The sequence below is a fragment of the Corynebacterium sp. 21KM1197 genome (assembly GCF_033783015.1).
Classification (GTDB): Bacteria; Actinomycetota; Actinomycetes; order Mycobacteriales; family Mycobacteriaceae; genus Corynebacterium.
Genome location: NZ_CP123907.1, coordinates 511643 through 533749, shown reverse-complemented (window position 1 = coordinate 533749; position 22107 = coordinate 511643). Strand labels below are relative to the sequence as shown.

Sequence of the window (22107 nt, the reverse complement as noted above, 5' to 3'; positions counted from 1 at the left end):
TCACATTGTGGCAGATAGCCGGGACAGTACCAGGCGAGCAACCCTCTCCACATTCGAAATTATGTTCGGTTCCACGCCTTCCACCTGGGCACACACGTAGGCCCGGTACAGCACCGCGCGCACCGCCAACTGCTCCAGATCGGGAATGTGGCTAAAGCGCTCAAAGATTCCCTCGTCGGTGGCCTCGATCAGCAGGGCGTCCACCATTACCTGCGCCGCCGTGTAGCCGTGCGGGCGCACCACCCCCACCAGATCGGTGAGCACCGGGCCCGAGCCCTCCGCGTACACGGTGGTGCCCAACATGTCCGCGTGCCCGATTCCCGCGGGCGAGGTAATATCCTCGCGCGCGGCGCGCAGAGACTGGATGACCTCGCGCAGGCGCGCGTCCTTGAGCCCCATATCCACCGCGCCCACGTCCGGCGACCACGCGCACCGATCCGCCACGGAGAAAATATCGTCGCCGCTGGTATCGGGCTGTTCCTCCACCCCCGCCAGGGCCGTCTCCAGGCGCAGGGCGGCCACCACCGTCTCGTCCACGCGCTGCACCAGGGAACCCTCCGCAAAGGTGGAGGCGCGCCATCCACCAGCCACAAAGCGCCCGTCGGTGGAGCGCACCGGGCGCGCCACCGCCAGGCCGGGAACGGTGAGCCGGTCGCGCACCCGCGCCGACCAGGCCACGTGCGGGCCCACGGCGCGGGAGAGGGCGACGTCGCCAATGCGCCAGCCGTGATCCCAGGCGCTGCCCAGGGCTACCGGCGCGCCGTCGTCCGCATGAAAGACCGCCGCCACCTGATCGGGGAGGTGCTCCGGGCGCGGCGCAAACGGGGAGGACTGTGCGGACTGTGCTGTTTTCATAGCCTTATTCACGGTGCCACCTTGGGGTAGGGCCACGGGTTGTACATGCACGTGGCGTTATCGTCCTGGTAGACCTCGCTTGGATCGAAGCCAGCGAGTTGGGAATTATTCAAGCTCAGCGTCTGCTGCATCATCACCGGGGCTAGTTCACCCTCGCCCCCGCAGGGCTCGTGCTCGGCAAAGCCCAGGCCGTGCCCCACCTCGTGATTGATGAGGTACTGGCGGTAGCTGCCCAGGTCGCCCTGGAACGGGGTGGCCCCGCGCACCCAGCGGGATTCATTAACCACCACGCGGTTGCCCTCGGAATAAAAGCAACTGGTCTCCATCGCCAGGTTTGTCCCACACAACTCGTGCGTGGTGCCCACGGAGGTGAGTTGAATGCGCATGGTGGGGTTATCCGAGACGGAGACGTGCTCGAAGCGGTACGCGGGATCGTGCGTCCAGCCCTTGGGATTGGACAAGGTGGCGTCGATCATGGAGGCCAGGGCGTCATCGCCGCCCAGGCTGGCGGTATCCACGCCGCCTTCCACCTCGATCACGTAGCGCACCACCTTTTCCCGCCCCTCCCCCGCCGTCATGCCGGGGGTGCCGATCACTCGGTACTTGCCGTTTCCGCGCTCGGTATAGGCCCCACCGGCGGGAAGTTCATCGGTTGCCGTGGTGAGTTCCTCGTCGGAGGGCACCGGGCCGCGCTTCCCGTCCTCGGTGTGCGTGCTGCTCGCCGTGGTTTCCCGCGCGGTGGTGTTCTCCCCGGAGGGGGCCGCCACCATGTCCCACAGCACCCACACCGTGATCACCGCGAGCACGGGAATGGCATAAGCGCGCCAGCCGTAATCGCGGGCAAAGCGCACCAACGCGCCTTCCGAGCCTTGATGAGAGGCCATTTAGGCCCCGGCAAAGCCCACGGCACGGGGCGCGGCGGTGCCCATGTCCACGTAGGCGATGGTGGCGTTGCGCACCAGGTACGTGCGCCCCTTGGCGTCCTGCAATTCCAGCACGCCCTCGCCGCTGCTCAGATTCTGCGCGATCCGCTCCTTCAGCTCGGCGTTATCCTCCGCCACGTGCACTACCAGTTCGCGCGGGGAATCCTGAAAGCCAATCTTGATGTCCATAGCGTCTGCCTTTAAATCCTCGTTCGCGTGCGTGCTTTCTCAATTCTTGCGACCATGTTCCGCCACCGTCCACCGCGATCCATGCCGAGCGGCCCGGCGGTCCCGACGGTCATGGAACCATCATAGTCAGGTGTCGATAGTATCTAAGGTGTGTCTGTAGGAAACAACAGCCCAACCTTCGCAGAACTCGGCGTGGCCGTGGAGATCACGGACGCGCTAAAACAGCACGGCATCGAGCGCACCTTTGCCATTCAGGAATACACCCTGCCGCGTGCTCTCGACGGCCGCGACATCATCGGCCAGGCGCGCACCGGCATGGGCAAGACATACGGGTACGGCGTTCCCCTCCTCGACCGCGTCTTTGACTCCGCAGACATTCCCGAACTCGACGGCTCCCCCCGCGCCCTGGTGGTGGCCCCCACCCGGGAGTTGGCCGATCAGGTGGGCGAGGACCTGCGCCTGGCCGCCACTCACCTCCCACTGACGGTGACCACCATCGTGGGCGGGCGCGGCTACGAGGAGCAAATAGCAGCCCTGAAAAACGGTGCGGACGTGGTGGTGGGCACCCCCGGCCGCCTGCTCGATCTCCATTCCTCCGGCTCCCTGGATCTCAGCCGCGTGGCCATCTTGGTGCTAGACGAGGCGGACGAGATGCTGGACCTGGGCTTTTTACCCGACGTGGAAAAAATCATGGCCGCGCTCACCCACGCGCACCAGACCATGCTCTTTTCCGCCACCATGCCCGGCGCGATCCTGGCGCTCGCGCGCGGCTTCATGGATCAGCCCCTGCATATTCGCGCGGAGATGGACGAGGATAAGCCCACCCACGATCGGATTCGCCAGGTGGTATTCCAGGCGCACCGCATGGATAAACTTGCCGTGACCGCCCGGATCCTGCAAGCACCGGGCCGGGGCCGCACCATCATCTTTAGCCGCACCAAGCGCGCGGCGGCCACGCTGGCCGAGGACCTGGCCCAGGCGGGATTCACGGTGGGGGCGGTACACGGCGATCTGCCGCAGGTGCTGCGCGAGGAGTCGCTCCAGGCGTTCCGGGATCGCCGCTTTGAGATCCTGGTGGCCACGGACGTGGCGGCGCGCGGCATCGACGTCGATGACGTCACCCACGTGATCAACTATCAGGTTCCCGATGATCCCATGACCTATATTCACCGGATCGGCCGCACCGGGCGCGCGGGCCACAGCGGCACCGCCGTGACCCTGGTGGGATACGACGAGGTGAATAAGTGGAAGATCATCGACGAGGAGCACTCCCTGGGCTTCTCCGAACCTCCGCAGTGGTTTTCCACCTCCCCGGAACTCAGCGAGGCCTTTGACCTCTCCCCGCAGGTGGGAGACACCGTGGGCACCCCGCGCCGCGTATTCGGCGGGCCCGCCGCACAGCAGGCCGGGCGACGGCGCGCCACGCCCCGGCGCGGAGCCGAACCTCGCGGGGCCGAACCACGACGCACCGGGCGGCGCGGCTCAGAGCGGCGCGATACCGGCAGGCGCGAGCCCCACGGCCGCGCGGGGGCGTCGAAAAGCACGCGAGGGAGGCGGCGCGAACGGTGAGCAGGCCTCCTCTGCGCCGCACCCGGCGCGATCTGATAGCCACGGCGGCCCTGGCGGTGCTGGGGATCGCCGCAGTGACGGGGGTGGCGCTGACCTCCCCGATCCGCAGCGCCCACCCAAACCCTTACGCGGGCGAGTATTCCGCGCCCCCCTCCTTAGACGCGGTACCCGCCGCCTTCGTCGAGGAGTGGGAGGCCCCCGATGTGCCCACGCCGGGGGTGAACCGCCCGCTGTACGCCTACGGGCTGACCTTTAGCCGCGACGATCACACGGTGTATGCCCGGGATCATCGCGGCGAGGTGCTGTGGAGTTATGGCCGCGACGATCACGAGATTTGCTCCCTGGGCACCGCCTGGGGCTCGGTGGTGATCACCTATCGCAACGGCGGGGGGTGCGGAGATGCGGTGGCGCTGGACGCCAAGACCGGCGAGTACGAGCACACCCGTTCCGCGCTGAACAGCGCGGACACCGCCGCCGTGGCCTCGAACGATCGGATCGGCACCGTGAGCCCGGAGCGGGTGGAACTGTGGCGCTCGGATCTGGTGCGCACGGTGGAGTACGGCGATGTGGAAGCCAAGCAGGAGCCGGAGTTGCAGCCCCACGAGGAGTGCTCGATCACCTCGGCGCTGACCCGCAAGGACGTGCTGGCCGTCACCGAGGTCTGCCCCGGTGAGGAGGGCACCTGGCTGCGCATGCAGGAGGCCACCCCGGAGTCCTCCCGCGAGCCGGAGATCACCGGCGAGGTGCTGCTCCCGGAGGAGGGCGTGCGGCTGGTGTCCGTGGGCGAGAGCGCGGCGGCGGTGTATATCCCCGGGCAACGCCCGCGCATTGCCTCCTTTGACACGGCGGGGGTGGAGCTCGCCTCCCGCGAGGTGGAGCCCTCCCCGCTGATCGAGGAGGCCCCGGCGGAGGAGATTTTCTCCCCCCGCACGGCCGACCTCCCCTCGCGCATGAGCTGGTTTGATGGCCAGCGGCTCTACCTCTTCCACCCCAACGACCTCTCCGTCTCCCAGGTGATCGAGGACGCCATAGGTACCGGGGCCGCACTGGCGGAACGATTGCTTTACCCCACCGCCGCAGGCATCGCCATTGCCGACGCCGAGGGCACCCACACCGAGCGCACCGTGGAGGTGGCCCGCCCGCAGGAGGCTTCCGTGATCGCGCTGGCCGTGGTGGGCGATACCGTGGTGGAGCGACGCGACGGGAACCTCGTGGGGCTGCGCGCCACCCCCTAACGGCTCCGGCTTATCTGCCGCTTATCGACGCCCCGATTAGCCCTCATACATGCGGCTGGCCCAGGCCACCGCGCGGGGGCTAAACATCATGGCCAGCACCGCGACGGCGGAGAGCCCCGTGGCAATGCCCATCAGCCACGCCCCCGCGCCGCACATGCTAAAAGAGATGGGCAGCAGGATCAGATTGAGCATAATCACCGGCCCGCGCCCCCAGCGTCCACGAGAGCGCAGCACCGCGATTCCCCCGGCGAGCACGGTGCCGAAGATGATGAGGAAAAAGACGGCGGTGCCCAACCCCACCCAGGAGGCGTTGGCGCTCTCGCTGACGATGGCCGCATCGCGCTCGCCGCTGACCTGGCGCACGATGAGCAGGAGGGCGTAGCCGATCCCGATGAGGGATTGCAGCAGGGAAATAATGGCGGACCAGCGGACGGGGGGAGGCGGTGTCATGCTCACGGAGGCAATTCTATCGCGTCCGATCCCTCGGCCTTACGCCGCCGGAGGCCTGAGTTTTAAGTACCCGCGCAGGTCTTGTTCCGGGTACCCGTTCCTGGTGCGGCCCTCGCACCGCTCCGGGGCCTACTCCGAACCCCACTTTGCACCCCACCTCAAGCCACACTCCGGGGGAACTCCGGGGGGGGACAAACTAAATGAGCAAACCAAGGCAGCGAGGAGCAACGAATGGGGCTACGCACCGGGTGAGTGATTTGACTTATATGTTCCCCGCAGTTTCTTTCGCTTCCCCCTAAAAGCCCAGCACAGCGATAAAAATAAGGGTAGGCTCACTAAAATGAACACCCCGTCAGCGCGCCGCCAGGGGTGAAATATCCACGAAAATATGTGATATATGTTACTTTTTGCCCCGTAACCCTAGCCAAGATTGTTGATGCGTGCCATTATCTCCAGGTAACCAAAACGACTAGCTCGTTAATGGAGCGTGAACGTGAGGTCACCGGCAGGTTAAGGCGGCGTGAACACCGCAGCCGCCCACCCGGGTGACCGCGCTACCCCACTCTTTTTGAACCTTCACGGGTTTCTTCTGGTGTGCCCTCATCGCTCCACCGCCCGCACGCCCCTGCGGACCACCACAAAACGTATGTAAGGAGAACCATTATGGATTGGCGCCATGAAGCCGTTTGCCGCGACGAGGACCCCGAGCTGTTCTTCCCCGTGGGCAACTCCGGCCCCGCCCTCGCTCAGATCGCCAAGGCCAAGATCGTCTGCAACCGCTGCCCCGTCACCTCCCAGTGCCTGCGCTGGGCCCTGGAAACCGGCCAGGACGCCGGCGTGTGGGGCGGCCTCTCCGAGGACGAGCGCCGCGCGCTCAAGCGCCGCAACAACCGCGGCCGCCGCGTGCGCATGACCGTCTAAGGTTTCCCCATCCGGCTCCGGAACGGAGCGGCTGGACGGGGAGCCAATTTCCTCCCCCGCCGCCCCGCCACTAAAATCGGCGGGGTTATCCTCAATACACCGATACGACCCCAAGGAGTCATCATGAGCAAGCGTGGTCGCAAGCGCAAGGATCGTCGTAAGAAGTCCGCTAACCACGGCAAGCGTCCGAACTCCTAAATAAGGCAGTTCTCTTACGCACCAAGGCGGTGCCCGGTAGCGCCTCTCTGAGAGGTTTCGCTACCGGGCACCGCCTTTTCTCGCGGGCTTACTCCCGAATGATGCGAAGCTGCGCGCTGATCCTACTGCGCAGCACCATCGGGGCGGAGTCCGTGCCGCAACACCCTCGCATGAGGGCCCGCATGGCCTCCTCGCGCTCTAGGCGGGAGAAACACTCCGGGCAGCGCGCGATCTGCTCCCTCAGCGCCGCGCACTCCTCCGCCGTTCGGGGATTATCAAAGAGCGTGGCAAGCGCCTGTTCGATGGTATCGCGCTGGCAGCCGCATGGTTCTTTTTCGGACGTCATTTCTTCACCTTCTGAGCGTCTTTGCTGTTCTCAGGGTGGTCGAGGCCGATCCCCTGTTCCTGTGCCACTTCCTTTAACAACCCGCGCAGTTGTTTTCTTCCTCGGTGCAGGCGGCTCATCACCGTGCCCAGCGGGGTATCCATGATCTCCGCGATCTCCTTATAGGCCAGCCCCTCCACGTCGGAGTAGTACACCACCATGCGGTAATCCTCCCGCAGTTGATCGAGGGCGTCGATAATCTGCTGGTTGGGCATTCTCTTCAGCGCCTCCACCTCGGCGGAGAGCAGGCCCGTGGAATCGTGGGAGGAGGTGGTATAAAGCTGGTAGTCCGTGATCTCCTCGGTGGGCGTTTGGGCGGGTTGGCGCTGCTTCTTGCGGTAGGAGTTGATGTAGGTATTGGTCATGATCCGGTACAGCCAGGCCTTGAGATTGGTGCCGGGCTGGAAGCGATCAAAGGCCTGAAAGGCCTTCATGTACGTCTCCTGCACCAGGTCCTCCGCGTCGGCGGGGTTCCGGGTCATTTTCAGCGCGCCGCCGTAGAGCTGATCCAGCAGCGGCAGGGCTTCCTCCTCAAAGCGCTGGTGAAGCTCGCGTAACTCAGCGTCCGCCATAATCAGGGTGCGGCCTTTCCATCGGTCGTGCGGATAACGCTCCCTATTGTAAGCCCCGCGCCATCTCTATGATGGGAGTGTGCGTGATACAAACCCCTCCTCGCCCGCCCCGTGGCACGCGCCCACCGCCACCGGCCCCCTGGACTGGACGCAGCGCGTCCCCGGCTCCAAGTCCATGACTAACCGGGCGCTCGTGCTCGCCGCCCTCGCGGAGGGCCCCTCCACCCTGCGCGGGGCGCTGCGTTCCCGCGACGCCGATCTCATGTGCGCCGCGCTGCGCGCAATGGGCACCCACATCGCCATCGAAAAGGACGATCCCACCACCATCCGCCTCACCCCCGCGCCCCTCCACGGCACCGAGGTGGATTGCGGGCTGGCGGGCACCGTCATGCGGTTCCTCCCACCCGTGGCCGCGCTCGCCGCGCAGCCGGTGGCTTTCGACGGCGACCCCCGCGCCCGCCAGCGCCCCATGCGCCCGCTTCTCGACGCCCTCCGCACCCTCGGCGTGCACATCACCGGCCAGGCCCTCCCCTTCCGCGTGGAGAGCACCGGCACCCCGGAGGGCGGCACCGTGGAGGTGGATGCCTCGGGTTCCTCCCAGTTCGTCTCCGGTCTGCTGCTCAGCGCCCCGCGCTTTGAGCACGGGATCACCGTGCGGCATCGAGGCGGCGTCCTGCCCAGCCTGCCCCACATCGAGATGACCGTGGACATGCTGCGCCGCGCCGGGGTGACGGTGGAGGCGGGCCACGAGGAGTGGACGGTACACCCCGGCCCCATCGCCGGGGGCACCTGGGAGATCGAGCCGGATCTTTCCAACGCCACCCCCTTCCTGGCCGCCGCGCTCGTGGCCGGGGGCACGGTGCGGATTCCCGACTGGCCCGCCGCCACCACCCAGGCGGGCGACGCCTTCCGCCGCATCGCCACCCAGATGGGCGGCACCGTGATGAGCACCCCCGAGTCCCTGGCCATCACCGGCCCGGCCACCGGGAGGTTGCAGGGCCTGGATCTGGACATGTCCGAGATCGGGGAACTCACCCCCACCGTGGCCGCCCTGGCCGCCCTGGCCGAGACGGATTCCCACCTGCGTGGCATCGCCCACCTGCGCGGGCACGAGACCGACCGGCTGGCCGCCCTGGCCGCCGAGATCAACGCCCTGGGCGGTAACTGCACCGAAACCCCCGATGGCCTGCACATTCGCCCCACAGAGGAACTCCACGGCGGGCCCTGGCGTGCCTATGACGATCACCGCATGGCCACCGCCGGGGCAATCATCGGCCTGCGGGTACCGGGCGTGATCGTGGATGACGTGGACACCACCGCCAAGACGCTGCCTGGCTTTGCCCGGATGTGGGAGGCGATGGTGCGTGGCTAGGCGGCGCTACGACGAGTCCGACGTGCGCGTGCGCCCCGGCAAGGGCTCGCGCCCGCGCACCAAGAATCGCCCCGAGCACCGCGACGCCCTCTTTGGCATGGTGGTGACCAAGGATCGCGGCCGCTGGGGCGTGGTACTCGACGGCACCGATGCCCCCGTGGTGTGCATGCGGGCCAGGGAACTGGGCCGCACCCCCATCGAGGTGGGCGACCGCGTGGGCGTGGTGGGCGATACCAGCGGCGCGCCCGGAACCCTGGCCCGCATCGTGAAACTCACCGAGCGCTCCTCCGTGCTGCGCCGCACCGCCGATGACACCGACCCCTACGAGCGGATCGTGGTGGCCAATGCCGAACTCCTGCTCATCGTGTGCGCCGTGGCCGATCCCCCGCCGCGCGCGGGGTTTGTAGAGCGCAGCCTCATCGCGGCCTTCGTGGGCGGGCTGCGCCCGGTGCTGTGCCTGACCAAGACGGACCTCGCGGATCATCGGGCCTTTGCCGCAGAGTTCGCGGACCTCCACGTGCCCGTGCTCACCTGCGGGGTGGACGATTCCCTGGACGAACTCCTCGACACCATCGGCGGACACACCAGCGCCGTGATCGGGCACTCCGGGGTGGGCAAATCCACCCTGGTCAATCGCCTAGTACCCCAGGCCGAGCGCGCCACCGGGGAGGTCTCCGAGGTGGGCAAGGGCCGCCACACCTCCACGCAGTCCGTGGCGCTGCGGCTGCCGGGAGATGCCGACGGTTGGATCATTGATACCCCCGGTATTCGCTCCTTTGGCCTGGCCCACGTGGAGGCCGATACCGTGGTGGGGGTGTTTGAGGACCTCGCGGAGGTGGCCCAGGACTGCCCCCGCGGCTGCACCCACATGGGCCCACCCGCCGATCCCGAGTGCGCCCTGGATACCCTCGACGGGGCCAGTGCGCGCCGCACCCAGGCCGTGCGCGCCCTGCTCACGGCGCTGCGCACCAACGTGGATTGGGATTAAAGCAACTCCACCAGCACCGGGAGTTCGCTGGGGTCATACCAGGCCAGGAAGTTATCCAGGGCGTCCCCCACGGTGAGCTCGGCGTCCTCGTCACCGAGGTCGGCGGCGTCGATAGCCGCGATGGCCTTGGCCGTGGCCTCCTCGGACTCCGGCACGTCCACGTGAATGGCCGCCACGTCTACCAGATTGATCTGGGCCGGGTTCAGCTTCACCACCGATTCCCCGTTCTCCGGGGTGGTGGTGGCGTGGTGATCGGGCACGTCGGCGGAGATCACCACGCGACGGTGCGGAAAATCCTCCTCATCCCCCACCGCCAGCAGGCGCAGGGAGGCCTCGGCGGCGTCCTGAAAGGCCGCGTGCGCGATCTCCTCCTCATCGCCCTCCGTGTAGAACTCGCGCAGGGCCGGAGTCACCGCAAAGGCCCAACCCGAACGCGCGGTGACCACGCGGGACTCGTTGAGCCCGCGCAGGGTGCTAAAGGTGGCGGGGATATACACGCGCATGGGCCTAAAACTCCCCCTCGATGTCAAAGAGACCCACGATCTCCACCACGGTGCGATCAAAGGACTGGTAGAGCACGCCCACCAGGCCCGCCTCCACGGCGGCGCGCACGTTCACGATGGAATCATCAATGAGCACGCAGTCGCGCATGGGCAACTCCAGGGTGTCCGCTGCGATGCTCAGGGCGCGCTCGTCGGGCTTCTCCGCGCCGATCTCCCCGGAGAGCAGCACCGCGTCCACGATGCCGCGATACTCCCACTCGCGGATCGGCTCCGCGCCGGGGCCGCCCGGATCGTTGGACAAAATGGCCGTGGCCACGCCGTTCTTCTTCGCCGCCGCAAAAAGATTGCGCCAGCGGCGCTGATCGTCCTCGGAGCCGTCTAACACACCCGCGTAATCAACAATGAGCCCTCGCACGCCCTCTTCCCTTCTCTCGGTATCGCTTTCGTGCCACAATGATACTCAGCCCCGTCCGTGTCTGTCCTGCGCCCTCGCACCAGAGAGGCCAGATCGCCATGCTCATTCCCGTACCCGGATACAGCCACCTGAAAGTCCACGTCGGAGGCCCAGGCGACCCCGACCACGCTCCGCAACCGGATAATGCCGCGCTTCCCCTCCCACAGGACGAGCAGAACGCGCCGCAGCGGTTGCGCGCCCGCGTGCTCGTCCTCTTGGAGGTGCTGTGCAGGCAGCGCCCGCCGCGCCAACTCAGCCCGCTCGCCTACGCCCCGGCCGTGATCGCCCAGGCTGGCTTTCCCCGCACCGGGCCGCAGGCCGTGCGGTTGCGCTCCCTGCACCTGCGGGATCGCCACCACGATCACCCGGAGTTCTACGGCACCTGCGAGATCGGTGGCGAGCGCTACGGCTTCACCGGCTGGGTAAGCAAGGGGAAGATAGCGGGCTTTAAGGTCCTGCGCTAGGACCACAGGGAAATAGAAAAAGCGGGCGGGGTACCTTAAAAACACCCACCGCCCGCTTGGCCCCGAGCGTTACTCGGTTTCCTGCGAGGCTTCCTGCACGGCCTCCCCCTGCGCGGCCTCCTCCTGGGCCCCCAGGAACTGCTTGCGCAGCATGAAGAGCTGACGCACGGTTTCTTCCTTGATCGCGTCATTCATGGCCTGGAACATCTCGCCGCCCTCCTTCTGGTACTCCACCAGCGGGTCGCGCTGCGCCATCGCGCGCAGGCCGATGCCCTCCTTGAGGTAATCCATCTCGTAGAGGTGCTCGCGCCACTTCTGGTCGATCACCGGGAGGATCACCATGCGCTCCAGGTCGCGCATCTGGGTCTCGCCGCTGACCTCCGTCACCTTCTGCTCCAGGTCGGCGTACTGCGCGTGGGCGTCGGCAAGCAGTGCCTCGCGCAACTGGCTGGCGGTGAGTTCCCCGGCGGAGCCGTACTCGGTGCCCTGCACCAGATCCTCGGCGCTGATCGTGGGGCCATAGAGGGATTCCAGGGCGTGCCACAGGGCGGTGAGATCCCAATCCTCCACATAACCCTGGGCGGTGGCACCCTCCACGTAGGCCCCGATGGTCTCGTCGATCATGGACTGGATGTGCTCGCTGATGTCCGAGGACTCCAGGATGTCGTGGCGCTCGCGGTAGATCACCTTGCGCTGCTCGTTGAGCACCTCGTCATACTTGAGCACGTTCTTGCGCATCTCAAAGTTCTGGTTCTCCACCTGCGCCTGCGCGCCCTTGATGGAGTTGGTCACCATCTTGGCCTCGATGGGCACATCGTCCGGCACGTTAAGGCGATTCATCATGTTCTCCATGGTTTGCCCCACAAAGCGCACCATGAGTTCATCGCGCATGGAGAGGTAGAAGCGCGTCTCGCCCGGATCACCCTGACGCGCGGAACGACCACGCAGCTGATTATCGATGCGGCGGGACTCGTGGCGCTCGGTGCCCAGCACGTAGAGGCCACCGGCCTCGCGGACTGCGTCGCCAAGCTCCTGGGAGCGCTCCTTGACCTTGGGCAACTCGCGCTCCCAGGCCTCCTGGTACTCCTCCTCGTTGTCCACCGGATCGAGGCCGCGCTCGCGCAGCTGAATGTCCAGCAGAATATCCGGGTTGCCACCCAGCACGATGTCCGTGCCGCGGCCGGCCATGTTGGTGGCCACCGTCACCGCGCCCGGCAGCCCGGCCTGGGCCACGATCTCCGCCTCCTGCTCGTGGTGCTTGGCGTTGAGCACGTTGTGCTTGATGCCCTTGGCCTGAAGCAGCTGAGAGAGGTACTCGGAGCGCTCCACCGAGGTGGTACCCACCAGCACCGGCTGGCCCGCCGCCTGGCGCTGGGCGATGTCCTCCGCCACGGCGGCGAACTTGGCCTCCTGCGTCTTGTAGATGCGGTCGGAGTGATCCACGCGCGCGTTCTCACGGTTGGTGGGAATGGGCACCACGTTGAGCTTGTAGATCTGGTTGAGTTCCGCGGCCTCGGTCTCGGCGGTACCCGTCATGCCCGCCAACTTGTCATAGAGGCGGAAGTAGTTTTGCAGTGTCACCGTGGCCAGGGTCTGGTTCTCATTCTTGATCTCCACGCCCTCCTTGGCCTCGATGGCCTGGTGCATGCCCTCGTTGTAGCGGCGGCCGGAAAGCACGCGGCCGGTGAAGGAATCCACGATGAGGATTTCCCCGCTGCGCACGATGTAATCCTTATCGCGCTCAAAGAGTTCCTTGGCCTTGATGGCGTTATTGAGGTAACTCACCAGCTGGGAGTGCTCCGGGGCATAGAGATTCTCAATGCCCAGCTGATCCTCCACGAACTCCACGCCCTCTTCCAGCACACCCACGGTGCGCTTGCGGTGATCCACCTCGTAGTGAATCCCCTCGCGCATGCGCGGGGTGAGCTGTGCAAAGACGTTGAAGTACTGGGAGGTGCCATTGACCGGGCCGGAGATAATCAGCGGCGTGCGGGCCTCGTCGATGAGGATGGAGTCCACCTCGTCCACGATGGCGTAGTGGTGGCCACGCTGCACCACCTCTTCCAGGGAGCGCACCATGTTATCGCGCAGGTAATCAAAGCCGAACTCGTTGTTCGTGCCGTAGGTGATGTCCGCGCCGTAGGCCTGCCTGCGCTCCTCCGGGCGCATCTCGGAGAGGATCACGCCCACCTCCAGGCCCAGGAAGCGGTGCACGCGGCCCATCCACTCGGCGTCGCGCTTGGCCAGGTAATCGTTCACCGTGACCACGTGTACGCCCTTGCCGGACAGGGCGTTGAGGTACGCCGGGAGCACACAGGTCAGTGTCTTGCCCTCACCCGTGCGCATCTCGGCCACGTTGCCAAAGTGCAGGGCGGTACCGCCCATGATCTGCACGCGGAAGTGCTTTTGGCCCAGCACGCGCCAGGAGGCCTCGCGGGCCACCGCAAAGGCGTCGAGCAGAATATCGTCCGGGCTCGCGCCCTCCTCCAGGCGACCCTGGAACTCGGCGGTCTTTGCCTTGAGTTCCTCGTCACTGAGCGCCGCATACGTGTCCTCCAGGGCAATAACGTCGTCAGCGATCTTTGCCAGACGCTTCACGGTGCGGCCTTCACCGGCGCGGAGCAACTTCGACAGTCCTAGCACTTCCCACAGTCCTTACTCTGAAGAGGGCGGTTTTATAGAAATATCCTCAGACAGTGTACGCGGGACTGGCAGGACGTGTAACACCGCCGCCCGTCGGGGTGACGGACGGCGGTGCATGGGGTGCTTTTCGACGCCCCTCGGCGCGCGCCAGGCGGGCACGCGCGGGGCGGAACGCCCTTAATCCTGGGTAGCCTCCGTGAGCGAGATCAGGCCGTAATCAAAGGCGTGGCGGCGATACACCACCGAGGGGCGGCCGGTCTCCTCATCGACGAAGAGATAGAAATCATGGCCCACCAGCTCCATCTCCGAGAGGGCATCATCCACCGACATCGGCGTGGCCGGGTGCTCCTTGGTGCGCACCACCTGGCCCGGCAGCACGTCCTCCACGGAATCCGCATACGGGTCCACGTCAAAGCGGCCCTGTTCCTGCTTGGCCTTATCGGCCTGGGCCACCAGATCGGCGGCCACCTCGCCCACTCCCTTGGGCGCGCGGTGCCCGGAGCGGGAGATCGAGCGACGCGCCTTAACCTTGCGCAGGGAGCGCTGCATGCGGGCAAGGGCCGTCTCTAAGGCAGCGTAGAAGCTATCTTCCTTGGCCTCCGCGCGGGCGATGTGCCCCTTTCCCGAGGCGGTGATCTGAATACGATCGCTCTGGGCCTCGCGGCGCGGATTGGGCTCGTGCTGCAATTCCACGTGGAACGAGGTGAGCGTGGGATCGAGCTTTTCGATCTTGGCGAGCTTGGCGTTCACGCGCTCGGCAAAGTGCTCGGGAACCTCCACGTTGCGCCCGGTGATGGAAACTTGCGCCTCCGGGCTCAAGGACTCGTGGCCATTGACATCAGTGGACATCTTCTTACCTCCCTAGACATAGGCGGTGGACATCATGCGTCCGCCGCCCATGATACGCGGATCCAGCACCTGCCGGAGGGACTTTGTTTACCCGATGTTTACGTTGCGGTTACTCTCCGGCACACAGCGTCCAAGAATCAATCCAAGAATCATCCATCGCCTAAGCATGCGCCCACACCACGGCCCCATCCACCTCGATCCCCTGGGCCAGCAGCAGTGCGGCCGCCGCGCCGATGGTCGCGCCGGTGGTCAGGACGTCGTCGATAAGCACCACCCGGGGCGGCAGCACCCCGCCAATCCGCACCGCCCCGGCCACGTTGCGGCGCCGCTCCTGGGCGCTGAGCCCCACGGAATCGTGCACCCCGCCCCGGTAACGCAGCCTGCCCGCCGCCACCGGGATACCGGCGGCCCGGCAGCAGGCGGTGACGTGATCCCCGCCGCGCAGCCGCGCCGAGCGCGCGCGGGTGGGGGCGGGCAGCGCCACGGCCTCCTCGGGCAATTCGCCCCGCGCCCGCAGATATTCGAGGCCCGCCGCCAGGGCCGCGCCGATGTGACCGGCCACCGCCCGGTTGCCGCGTTCCTTGAGGCTGACGATCGTGCGCTGGCGCGGGCCGCCATAAACGCCCATTGACCACACCGGCACCAGCGGGTCCAAGGAGGCGGTGACGCGCTGCGGCGGCTGCGCCCACACCAGCCGACACCGGGGGCACAGCACCTCCCCGGCCACCCCGCACCCCGCGCAGCGCCGGGGCAGCAGCAGTTCCACCGCTAGTGCACCACGATGGGGGTGGCGCGGGTGCCTTGCAGGCCGGGTACCTCGCGCCAGTAGCCCTCCTCGCCCGAGGGGGCGTCCGGCATCATGCGCATGGCCAGGGAGTCCGTGAGGTAGAGCTTGTCCCCGGAGTCCGCCACGGCGATCACCGGGGCCGAGATCGTGGAGGAGGCGATGGCGGCCGTCTCCGAGCCATCCTGTTCCACCCTAAAGAGCGGGCTTCCGGCCTCGTTGGTGCCCACCAACAGGGAACCATCGGTGCCCCAATCCACGGCGGTCACCCGGCCCGCCAACTGCGGGGAAACCTCCATCGGGTTCACGATGGCCCGACCACCCGCCTCGCCCTTGTCCACGATGCCCACGTACACGCGGGAATCAATAATCATGGCGGCGCGAGCCCCGGAGGGGGAAAGGCGCAGTTCCGTCATGGGCGCCCGGGGCGGTTCCGGGGTGTTGTGGGTACTGGTGGCCGCCGCCTCGCTGGCCCCTGCGCTCGCGCTTCCGGCCTCGGAGTCCGTATTGGCCGATTCCTCCCGCCGCAATGCGGAAAGCGCCGAGGTATTCACGGTGGTGTGCACCAACTCTCCCGTGCTCGACGAGCGCACCACGCGCACCACCTCGGAGCCGTCGATGACCGACCAAGCCGCCGAGGTGCCCTGCTCGAAGGAGGGCCGGGTGACGGTCCCCGCCTCTAAGGCCTCCTCCACTCCCCCGTCGATCTTGCCCAGGTACAGCCGGGTGTGCTCCCCGGATTCGCGGGTGAGCGCAATGTGGCCGTCCGCGGTGATGTCCGCCTGCTCCATCGAACCCGCAGAGCCCAGGGGGCCCGGCACCGGCTCGGCCATGTTCGCGGAGACGGTCACCAGCGCGCCGTCCTCGGATATGGCGTACAGCGGGGTGACGGTGGTCGAGCCCACCTCGGGGTTATAATCCGCCACGTCATCAGTGGTGATCTCCTCCAGGCCCTCCTCCACGGGGGCGCCATCGACCTCGATGGAATAAGGCCCGCCAATGTTGGCCCCGGCCAGCGTCCACACCACCTGCGCGGCAAAGGCAATGCGCTGTTCCCTATCCAGGCCACTCATTCCGGCAAAGCGCAGCATGCCGCTGGTGCTCACGGAAAGGGAGGCATTCTGCGGAATATCGCTGCGCACAGCGGGGCGGATCGTCTCGCTGGGCCCGTGGAGCAGCATGCCCAGCAGGGTATCGCGCATATCCTCCTGGCCGCGATACACCCAGCGGCGATCACCCACCAGATTCTTGCCGTTCTTGCTCGGGAAGTACAGGGTGCGCGGCTCGTAGTGGTTGCGCAGATCCGTGCGCTCGATGATCACCACGCCGGGCAGGGTGGTCATGCGCCACTGATCGTCCTCGTTGCGCTCGAACACCACGGAGGTTTCCATGCGCTCGTTGAGCGGCACAAAGGAACCCTCCGAGTCCATCTCCCCGATCACGTTGGCCCTGATGCGCAGGGTGTGCTTGGAATCGGTGGAACCCGGCTCCGTGCTGGTCTCCATGCCCTCGATCACGCGGATGCTCTGCTGCTTGGGCCAGGAGGGGGCCACATCGGAGGAGAGGAAGGCGCGCGCGGACTGATAGTTCTGCGAGGGATTGGCCGAGGCCTGGAAGAAATCGCGCAGCAGCACGCCGGGGTCGGCGTCATGCTCCGGCACCACGGTCTGCTCCGGCTCCTGCGGTGCGGAACTAAAGGCGCGCAGGGCTCGGGGCTCGGAGTTACGCGGCAAGGTGCTGCACGCACCCAGCAGGCTCGCGCAGCACACGATGGCCACTCCGGTGCGCCATGCTTTGCGACGACCTCGCGGAACCTGCGGGTTCTGCCAAGGCTGGCCGGACTGACGGGTGTGCGGGCCGAGCACGGCCTGGGGGTTCTTCCGGGAAATCATGCCTGCGGTGCCTCCAATTCCAAGGGGCTGTTGTCCACCTTCGCCTTCGGGCTACGCGGCAGCACCACGCGGAACTGGGAGCCCACGCCCTCGGTTCCGGCGGCGTCGAGAATCCCGCCGTGCAAGACGATGTCCTCCTGGGCAATGGCCAGCCCCAGGCCGGTGCCCCCGGAGTGGCGCTTGCGGGAGGGGTCGGCCCGCCAGAAGCGGTTGAACACCAATTCCTCCTGGCCCTCGCGCAGGCCCACGCCGTGATCGGTCACCGTCACCGCCACGGCCTCCTCGTTGCCCGCCAGGCGCACCTCCACCGGGTTCCCCTCCGAGTGGTCGATGGCATTGGCCAGCAGGTTGCGCAGCACGCGCTCCACCCGGCGCGAATCCGCCGTGAGATACAGCGGCTCCTCCGGGGTGTGGATATTCACCTCCACGCCGATCTCCGCGGCCAGGTGCTCCACCTGCTGCCAGGCCTCGTTCACGCACATGCGGATGTCCAGGCGGGACTCGCTGAGGTCCGCCACGCCGGCGTCGTGCCGGGAGATTTCCAGCAGGTCGGTGAGCAGATCCTCGAAGCGATCCAGCTCGCTGATCATCAGTTCCGTGGCGCGGCGGGTGCCGGGATCGAACTCGTCGGCGTGCATGGCGATCATGTCCGCCGCCATGCGCACCGTGGTGAGGGGGGTGCGCAACTCGTGGGAGACGTCCGAGGTGAACTGGCGCTGGAGGTCGCCGTATTCCTTGAGTTGCTGAATCTGCTTGGACAGGGATTCCGCCATGGAGTTAAAGCTCATGGCCAGGCGCGCCATCTCGTCCTCGCCCTCCACGGACATGCGCTCGCGCAGGTGGCCCGCAGCCAAGCGCTCCGCGATCCGGGAGGCCGAGCGCACCGGGGTAATCACCTGCTGGGCCAGCAGCCAGGCGATGCCAATGAGCAGCACCACCACGATCACGGCGGCCGCGGAGATCAGGCCACGTATCAGGGCCATCGTCTCCTCGTCGTCCTCCATGGAGAGCACCAGATACACCTGCAAGCCGGGAATATCGGAGCTGGTGGGGCTGCCGATGATCAGGGCGTTATAGTGCGTGCCGTCGCTGCGGCCCACCTCGTGAAACTGGGTGGACACCTGCCCCTCGCTGACGAACTTTTGCAGCCCGGAGGGAATGTCAAAGCCCTGGGGGGCGGAAACTTGCGCCTCCTCGTGGTGAGCCACCACGAGCACCGGCTCATAGGGGGAGGTATCGGCCTCCGCGCTGGCGCGGTTGGTCAGCGCGGCGCGCGCGGAGTTGAGGCGCACCTGCACGGAATTATTGGGCGAGGTGGCCGCGATCTGCTGCTCCACGGCCAGGCGCACGCGCTCGATCTCCGAGTCCGCGGTGTTGATCTTGCTGTCCACCAGGCGCTGGGTGACAATCGAGATCATCGCCAGGCCCAGGATGAGCATGACCACGGAGGTGGACACCAGCATGGAGCCGATCACCCGCACCTGAAGCGAGGTGCGCCAGGATTCCGCGATGGATTCCTGCCACCGCGCGAGTTTTTGCCTCAACAAGCCGCGTTACTCCCCCGAGCCCGTCTTATACCCCACTCCCCGCACGGTGAGAATGATGGTGGGGTTCTCCGGATCCTTTTCGATCTTGGAGCGCAGGCGCTGCACATGCACGTTCACCACGCGACTATCGGCGGACTGTCGGTAGCCCCACACCCGCTCTAAGAGTTCATCGCGGCTAAAGGCCTGGCCGGGCTTGCGGGCCATCTCCACCAGCAGGTCGAACTCGATGGGGGTGAGGGATACCTCCTCGCCGTCGCGGCGCACGGAGTGCCGGGGGACGTCGATCACCACGGAACCCACCTCCAGGACCTCGCTGGGTTCGTTCTCCGTGCGGCGCAGGCGGGCGCGGATCCGGGCCACCAGTTCCTTGGGCTTGAAGGGCTTGGTGATGTAATCATCGGCCCCCGATTCCAGGCCCAGCACCACGTCCACCGTGTCCGTCTTGGCGGTGAGCATGACGATCGGCACGGTGGATTCCTGCCGAATCGCCCGGCAGATATCCACGCCGTTCATGCCGGGAAGCATGAGGTCCAGCAGAATGAGGTCGGGTGCCTCGCGCTGGGCGGTGGGCACGGCCTCCACGCCGTCCATCACCGCCACGGTGTCAAAGCCCTCTCCCTCTAGCACCAGGGTGAGCATCTCGGAGATCGCGGGATCATCGTCCACCACCAGGATCTTGGGCACCATGTTTTTATCTTTCCTCCGCGAGATCGCGCACTGCTTGGACTACCTCTTGTGGCTCTGAGGCTACCAGCCACGGCCCCGCCCACTGCCGCCGCGCCAGCTCCCGGTAGGCGGCGTAGGTGCGCTCCTGCAAGCCACCGTCGCGCTCGTAGCGGTCGCGGGTACGGGAGGTGTCGCGCTGCTCCCGCGCCTGGGCGCGTGCCGACGCCTCCCCCGGCGGCGTATCCAGCAGCACCTGGAGGTCCGGCACGGGCAGACCGAACTGCTCAAACTCCAGTTCCCGCACCCACTTCACCACCTCCTCCGAGCGCCGCGGATCGGCGGCCAGGCGGGCCGCCGAGTAGGCCGCGTTGGAGGCGACGTAGCGATCCAGTACCACGATCCCACCGCTTTGGTAGGGGCGTAACTCCGCCGCCGCGCCGCGCCGATCCAGGGCAAAGAGGGTGGCCATGCCGTAGACGGAATCCACCAGATCACCCATCTCTCCGTGCAGGGCGCGCTGGGCGAGGCGCGCGTGCACGGACTGCTCATAGCGGGGAAAGGCCAGTACCTCGGCTCCTAGTTCCGCGCGGATCGCCCCCACCAGGGTGTTCTTCCCCGCGCCGTCGATGCCCTCGATGGAGATAATCATCAGTAGCGGTAGTGCTCCGGCTTGAAGGGACCCGCCACGTCCACGCCGATGTAATCGGCCTGCTCCTTGGTCAGTTCCGTCAGCGCACCGCCCAGGGCCTCCACGTGAATCCGGGCCACCTTCTCGTCCAGGATCTTGGGCAGGCGATACACCTGCTTCTGATAGTTCTCCGCGTTCTGGAATAGCTCGATCTGGGCGATGGTCTGATCCGCAAAGGAGTTGGACATCACAAAGCTGGGGTGCCCGGTGGCGTTGCCCAGGTTGAGCAGGCGCCCCTCCGAGAGCACGATGATGGAACGCCCATTGGGCAGAGTGAACTCGTCCACCTGCGGCTTGATGTTTTGCCGGGTCACGTCCTCCCGGTGCAGGAGGGAGGCCATGTCAATCTCATTGTCAAAGTGCCCGATGTTGCCCAGCACCGCGTGATCCTTCATCTCCAGCATGTGCTCGAAGGTGATAATGCCCAGGTTGCCGGTGGCGGTAATCACGATGTCCGCCTCCGCGATGGCCTCCTCCACCGTAACCACGGGGAAGCCCTCCATGAGGGCCTGGAGCGCGTTGATCGGGTCCACCTCCGTGACCTTCACCCGCGCGCCCTGGCCCTTCATCGCCTCCGCGCAGCCCTTTCCCACGTCCCCGTAGCCGCAGATGAGCACGTTCTTTCCGCCCATGAGCATGTCCGTGGCGCGGTTGAGGCCGTCGATCAGGCTGTGCCGGGTGCCGTATTTATTGTCGAACTTCGACTTGGTTACGGCGTCGTTCACGTTCATCGCCGGGAACGGCAAGGAACCCTGCTGGGCAAAGTGATAGAGGCGGTGCACCCCGGTGGTGGTCTCCTCGGTGACGCCGCGCACGGTCTCCGCCGTGCGGCTCCACTTGCGTGCGTCCTGGGCCAGCACCCGGCGCAGCATGGCACGGAAGGCAATCTCCTCGTCCGAGTCACCGGGGAGGTCCTCCGGCACCGCGCCCGCGCGCTCGTACTCGCTGCCCTTGATCACGGCCATCGTGGCGTCGCCGCCATCGTCCAGGATCATGTTCGGGGCCTGGCCCTCACCCCAGTCGAAGATCTGATCCAGGCACCACCAGTATTCCTCCAGCGTCTCGCCCTTCCAGGCGAATACCGCCGGGCCCTGAGGGTCCTCCGGAGTGCCGGTGCCCACGACCACGGCGGCTGCGGCGGCGTCGTCAGTGGAGAAGATGTTGCAGGAGGACCAGCGCACCTGCGCGCCCAGGGCCGTGAGCGTCTCGATGAGCACCGCCGTCTGCACGGTCATGTGAATGGAACCGGCGATGCGCGCGCCGCGCAGGGGCTGCTCCTCGGCGTACTCGCGGCGCAGGGCCATCAGGCCCGGCATCTCGTGCTCGGCCAGGCGAATCTGGTGGCGGCCGGCCTCCGCCAGGCTGAGGTCCGCCACCTTATGGGTCAAAGGGGTGCTCACGGGAGGCTTCTCCTTGGGTTCATGGGAACGTCGATTAAGGCAGGCCCGCAGAGCGCTGCCCCACGGACACCACCTTAGCGCGGGAACGCTAGGATAACGCCTCCACGTACACCTCTAGATCCTCCTCCACGTCCGCGTTTTCCAGCAGGTCCGCGGCCGCCTCGCGCAGTTCCTCGTCCCCGGAACCGATGAGATCGCGCAGGAAGGGGTGCGCGTCCGCCACGTCCCCCGCAGAAAACGGCGCACCCGCCCAGATCGCCGCCACCGTGGCGGCAGCCAGGCCGTTGAGGCGCTCCTCCTCGCTCACCACACCCTCCCCCTGCGCCAGCACGCAGGCATCACGAATGGCCTCCACCACCTCCTGCCCCTCCAGGTTTCCCAGTTCCTCCAGGAAGTCCTCGTTTTCCTGCTGCGCAAAAATAGCGATGTCCCATGCGCCCACGATCGTGCCGCCTTTCCGTTACCGGGCTGTGTTCCCCGCGCGCCCGGTGCCGGGATACCGCGCCGTACCCCCTGACCACCCGCGAGGGAATAATATGCCCTTGCTTTCATACCTAGTT

General features: G+C 66.6%; 24 protein-coding genes. 7 read left to right on the top strand and 17 right to left on the bottom strand.

Annotated features, from left to right (window positions below):
* The 3 genes from OLW90_RS02685 to OLW90_RS02675 are packed head-to-tail and all read right to left on the bottom strand — an operon-like array spanning position 1 to position 1967.
* Entirely contained in the window at positions 1 to 867 is an 867-nt protein-coding gene (locus OLW90_RS02685) for a TIGR02569 family protein (protein WP_319651237.1), read from the bottom strand.
* A complete protein-coding gene (locus OLW90_RS02680) occupies positions 864 to 1739 on the bottom strand; it encodes a DUF3152 domain-containing protein (RefSeq protein WP_319651236.1) in 876 nt (291 codons plus the stop codon). The genes OLW90_RS02685 and OLW90_RS02680 overlap by 4 nt, the downstream gene beginning before the upstream one ends.
* Entirely contained in the window at positions 1740 to 1967 is a 228-nt protein-coding gene (locus OLW90_RS02675) for a DUF3107 domain-containing protein (protein WP_319651235.1), read from the bottom strand. It lies immediately after the preceding gene.
* 150 nt (positions 1968 to 2117) lie between these two features.
* On the opposite strand from OLW90_RS02675, the gene OLW90_RS02670 reads away from it, so the two are divergent.
* Both OLW90_RS02670 and OLW90_RS02665 read left to right on the top strand, forming a co-directional pair.
* On the top strand, positions 2118 to 3536 hold the full coding sequence (locus OLW90_RS02670) for a DEAD/DEAH box helicase (RefSeq protein ID WP_319651234.1): 1419 nt from the start codon (positions 2118 to 2120) through the stop codon (positions 3534 to 3536).
* Positions 3533 to 4771, top strand: a complete 1239-nt coding sequence (locus OLW90_RS02665) for a hypothetical protein (protein ID WP_319651233.1) — start codon at positions 3533 to 3535, stop codon at positions 4769 to 4771. The genes OLW90_RS02670 and OLW90_RS02665 overlap by 4 nt, the downstream gene beginning before the upstream one ends.
* 36 nt (positions 4772 to 4807) lie before the next feature.
* Here the strand turns inward: OLW90_RS02665 and OLW90_RS02660 are convergent, their stop codons facing one another.
* Entirely contained in the window at positions 4808 to 5221 is a 414-nt protein-coding gene (locus OLW90_RS02660) for a hypothetical protein (RefSeq protein WP_319651232.1), read from the bottom strand.
* Between the two features lie 663 nt (positions 5222 to 5884).
* Here OLW90_RS02660 and OLW90_RS02655 point away from each other — a divergent pair.
* Entirely contained in the window at positions 5885 to 6142 is a 258-nt protein-coding gene (locus tag OLW90_RS02655) for a WhiB family transcriptional regulator (RefSeq protein ID WP_055122122.1), read from the top strand.
* A 123-nt stretch (positions 6143 to 6265) separates the two neighbouring features.
* Positions 6266 to 6340, top strand: a complete 75-nt coding sequence (locus OLW90_RS11630) for a 50S ribosomal protein bL37 (RefSeq protein WP_370513925.1) — start codon at positions 6266 to 6268, stop codon at positions 6338 to 6340.
* Between the two features lie 88 nt (positions 6341 to 6428).
* Here the strand turns inward: OLW90_RS11630 and OLW90_RS02650 are convergent, their stop codons facing one another.
* Positions 6429 to 6686 (bottom strand): anti-sigma factor, encoded by a 258-nt coding sequence (locus OLW90_RS02650; protein WP_319651231.1) that lies wholly within the window; start codon positions 6684 to 6686, stop codon positions 6429 to 6431.
* Positions 6683 to 7297, bottom strand: coding sequence for a sigma-70 family RNA polymerase sigma factor (locus OLW90_RS02645; protein ID WP_319651230.1), 615 nt, complete (start codon positions 7295 to 7297; stop codon positions 6683 to 6685). Before OLW90_RS02645 ends, OLW90_RS02650 begins: the two co-directional genes overlap by 4 nt.
* Before the next feature lie 79 nt (positions 7298 to 7376).
* Here OLW90_RS02645 and aroA point away from each other — a divergent pair, with 79 nt between their 5' ends.
* The gene (gene aroA / locus OLW90_RS02640) at positions 7377 to 8669 is read left to right on the top strand and encodes a 3-phosphoshikimate 1-carboxyvinyltransferase (RefSeq protein ID WP_319651229.1); all 1293 of its coding nucleotides are present in this window, start codon (positions 7377 to 7379) and stop codon (positions 8667 to 8669) included.
* Positions 8662 to 9657 carry a ribosome small subunit-dependent GTPase A gene (gene rsgA / locus OLW90_RS02635; RefSeq protein WP_319651228.1) on the top strand — a complete coding sequence of 332 codons (996 nt, stop codon included), beginning with the start codon at positions 8662 to 8664 and terminating at the stop codon, positions 9655 to 9657. The genes aroA and rsgA overlap by 8 nt, the downstream gene beginning before the upstream one ends.
* Here the strand turns inward: rsgA and OLW90_RS02630 are convergent.
* Positions 9654 to 10160: a DUF6912 family protein gene (locus tag OLW90_RS02630; RefSeq protein ID WP_319651227.1), complete on the bottom strand. Its 507-nt coding sequence runs from the start codon at positions 10158 to 10160 to the stop codon at positions 9654 to 9656. The two genes, rsgA and OLW90_RS02630, sit on opposite strands and share 4 nt — an antisense overlap.
* Before the next feature lie 4 nt (positions 10161 to 10164).
* Positions 10165 to 10575, bottom strand: coding sequence for an HAD-IA family hydrolase (locus OLW90_RS02625; protein ID WP_319651226.1), 411 nt, complete (start codon positions 10573 to 10575; stop codon positions 10165 to 10167).
* 98 nt (positions 10576 to 10673) lie between these two features.
* Here OLW90_RS02625 and OLW90_RS02620 point away from each other — a divergent pair, with 98 nt between their 5' ends.
* On the top strand, positions 10674 to 11078 hold the full coding sequence (locus OLW90_RS02620) for a hypothetical protein (protein ID WP_319651225.1): 405 nt from the start codon (positions 10674 to 10676) through the stop codon (positions 11076 to 11078).
* 69 nt (positions 11079 to 11147) lie between these two features.
* Here the strand turns inward: OLW90_RS02620 and secA are convergent, their stop codons facing one another.
* The 9 genes from secA to OLW90_RS02575 form a co-directional block, all read right to left on the bottom strand.
* Positions 11148 to 13721, bottom strand: coding sequence for a preprotein translocase subunit SecA (gene secA, locus OLW90_RS02615; protein WP_319651224.1), 2574 nt, complete (start codon positions 13719 to 13721; stop codon positions 11148 to 11150).
* Between the two features lie 177 nt (positions 13722 to 13898).
* A complete protein-coding gene (gene hpf / locus OLW90_RS02610) occupies positions 13899 to 14570 on the bottom strand; it encodes a ribosome hibernation-promoting factor, HPF/YfiA family (protein ID WP_319651223.1) in 672 nt (223 codons plus the stop codon).
* Between the two features lie 160 nt (positions 14571 to 14730).
* Positions 14731 to 15336, bottom strand: coding sequence for a ComF family protein (locus OLW90_RS02605; RefSeq protein ID WP_319651222.1), 606 nt, complete (start codon positions 15334 to 15336; stop codon positions 14731 to 14733).
* A gap of 2 nt (positions 15337 to 15338) precedes the next feature.
* Positions 15339 to 17246 (bottom strand): LpqB family beta-propeller domain-containing protein, encoded by a 1908-nt coding sequence (locus OLW90_RS02600; RefSeq protein WP_319651221.1) that lies wholly within the window; start codon positions 17244 to 17246, stop codon positions 15339 to 15341.
* Positions 17243 to 18790: an MtrAB system histidine kinase MtrB gene (mtrB, locus tag OLW90_RS02595; RefSeq protein WP_319651807.1), complete on the bottom strand. Its 1548-nt coding sequence runs from the start codon at positions 18788 to 18790 to the stop codon at positions 17243 to 17245. Before mtrB ends, OLW90_RS02600 begins: the two co-directional genes overlap by 4 nt.
* 9 nt (positions 18791 to 18799) lie before the next feature.
* Positions 18800 to 19480, bottom strand: coding sequence for an MtrAB system response regulator MtrA (gene mtrA, locus OLW90_RS02590; RefSeq protein ID WP_319651220.1), 681 nt, complete (start codon positions 19478 to 19480; stop codon positions 18800 to 18802).
* A 4-nt stretch (positions 19481 to 19484) separates the two neighbouring features.
* On the bottom strand, positions 19485 to 20108 hold the full coding sequence (locus tag OLW90_RS02585; RefSeq protein WP_319651219.1) for a dTMP kinase: 624 nt from the start codon (positions 20106 to 20108) through the stop codon (positions 19485 to 19487).
* On the bottom strand, positions 20108 to 21547 hold the full coding sequence (gene ahcY / locus OLW90_RS02580) for an adenosylhomocysteinase (RefSeq protein WP_319651217.1): 1440 nt from the start codon (positions 21545 to 21547) through the stop codon (positions 20108 to 20110). Before ahcY ends, OLW90_RS02585 begins: the two co-directional genes overlap by 1 nt.
* An 88-nt stretch (positions 21548 to 21635) precedes the next feature.
* Positions 21636 to 21989, bottom strand: a complete 354-nt coding sequence (locus OLW90_RS02575; protein ID WP_319651211.1) for a DUF4259 domain-containing protein — start codon at positions 21987 to 21989, stop codon at positions 21636 to 21638.
* Between the last annotated feature and the right edge of the window lie 118 nt (positions 21990 to 22107).

Excerpts from the sequence above, each read along its gene's own strand:
- OLW90_RS02660 (WP_319651232.1), bottom strand. The coding sequence starts at position 5,221 with ATGACACCGCCTCCCCCCGTCCGCTGGTCCGCCATTATTTCCCTGCTG.
- OLW90_RS02675 (WP_319651235.1), bottom strand. The coding sequence starts at position 1,967 with ATGGACATCAAGATTGGCTTTCAGGATTCCCCGCGCGAACTGGTAGTG.
- OLW90_RS02585 (WP_319651219.1), bottom strand. The coding sequence starts at position 20,108 with ATGATTATCTCCATCGAGGGCATCGACGGCGCGGGGAAGAACACCCTG.
- OLW90_RS02680 (WP_319651236.1), bottom strand. The coding sequence starts at position 1,739 with ATGGCCTCTCATCAAGGCTCGGAAGGCGCGTTGGTGCGCTTTGCCCGC.
- OLW90_RS02620 (WP_319651225.1), top strand. The coding sequence starts at position 10,674 with ATGCTCATTCCCGTACCCGGATACAGCCACCTGAAAGTCCACGTCGGA.
- OLW90_RS02630 (WP_319651227.1), bottom strand. The coding sequence starts at position 10,160 with ATGCGCGTGTATATCCCCGCCACCTTTAGCACCCTGCGCGGGCTCAAC.
- OLW90_RS02655 (WP_055122122.1), top strand. The coding sequence starts at position 5,885 with ATGGATTGGCGCCATGAAGCCGTTTGCCGCGACGAGGACCCCGAGCTG.
- OLW90_RS02645 (WP_319651230.1), bottom strand. The coding sequence starts at position 7,297 with ATGGCGGACGCTGAGTTACGCGAGCTTCACCAGCGCTTTGAGGAGGAA.
- OLW90_RS02650 (WP_319651231.1), bottom strand. The coding sequence starts at position 6,686 with ATGACGTCCGAAAAAGAACCATGCGGCTGCCAGCGCGATACCATCGAA.
- hpf (WP_319651223.1), bottom strand. The coding sequence starts at position 14,570 with ATGTCCACTGATGTCAATGGCCACGAGTCCTTGAGCCCGGAGGCGCAA.
- OLW90_RS02600 (WP_319651221.1), bottom strand. The coding sequence starts at position 17,246 with ATGATTTCCCGGAAGAACCCCCAGGCCGTGCTCGGCCCGCACACCCGT.
- mtrA (WP_319651220.1), bottom strand. The coding sequence starts at position 19,480 with ATGGTGCCCAAGATCCTGGTGGTGGACGATGATCCCGCGATCTCCGAG.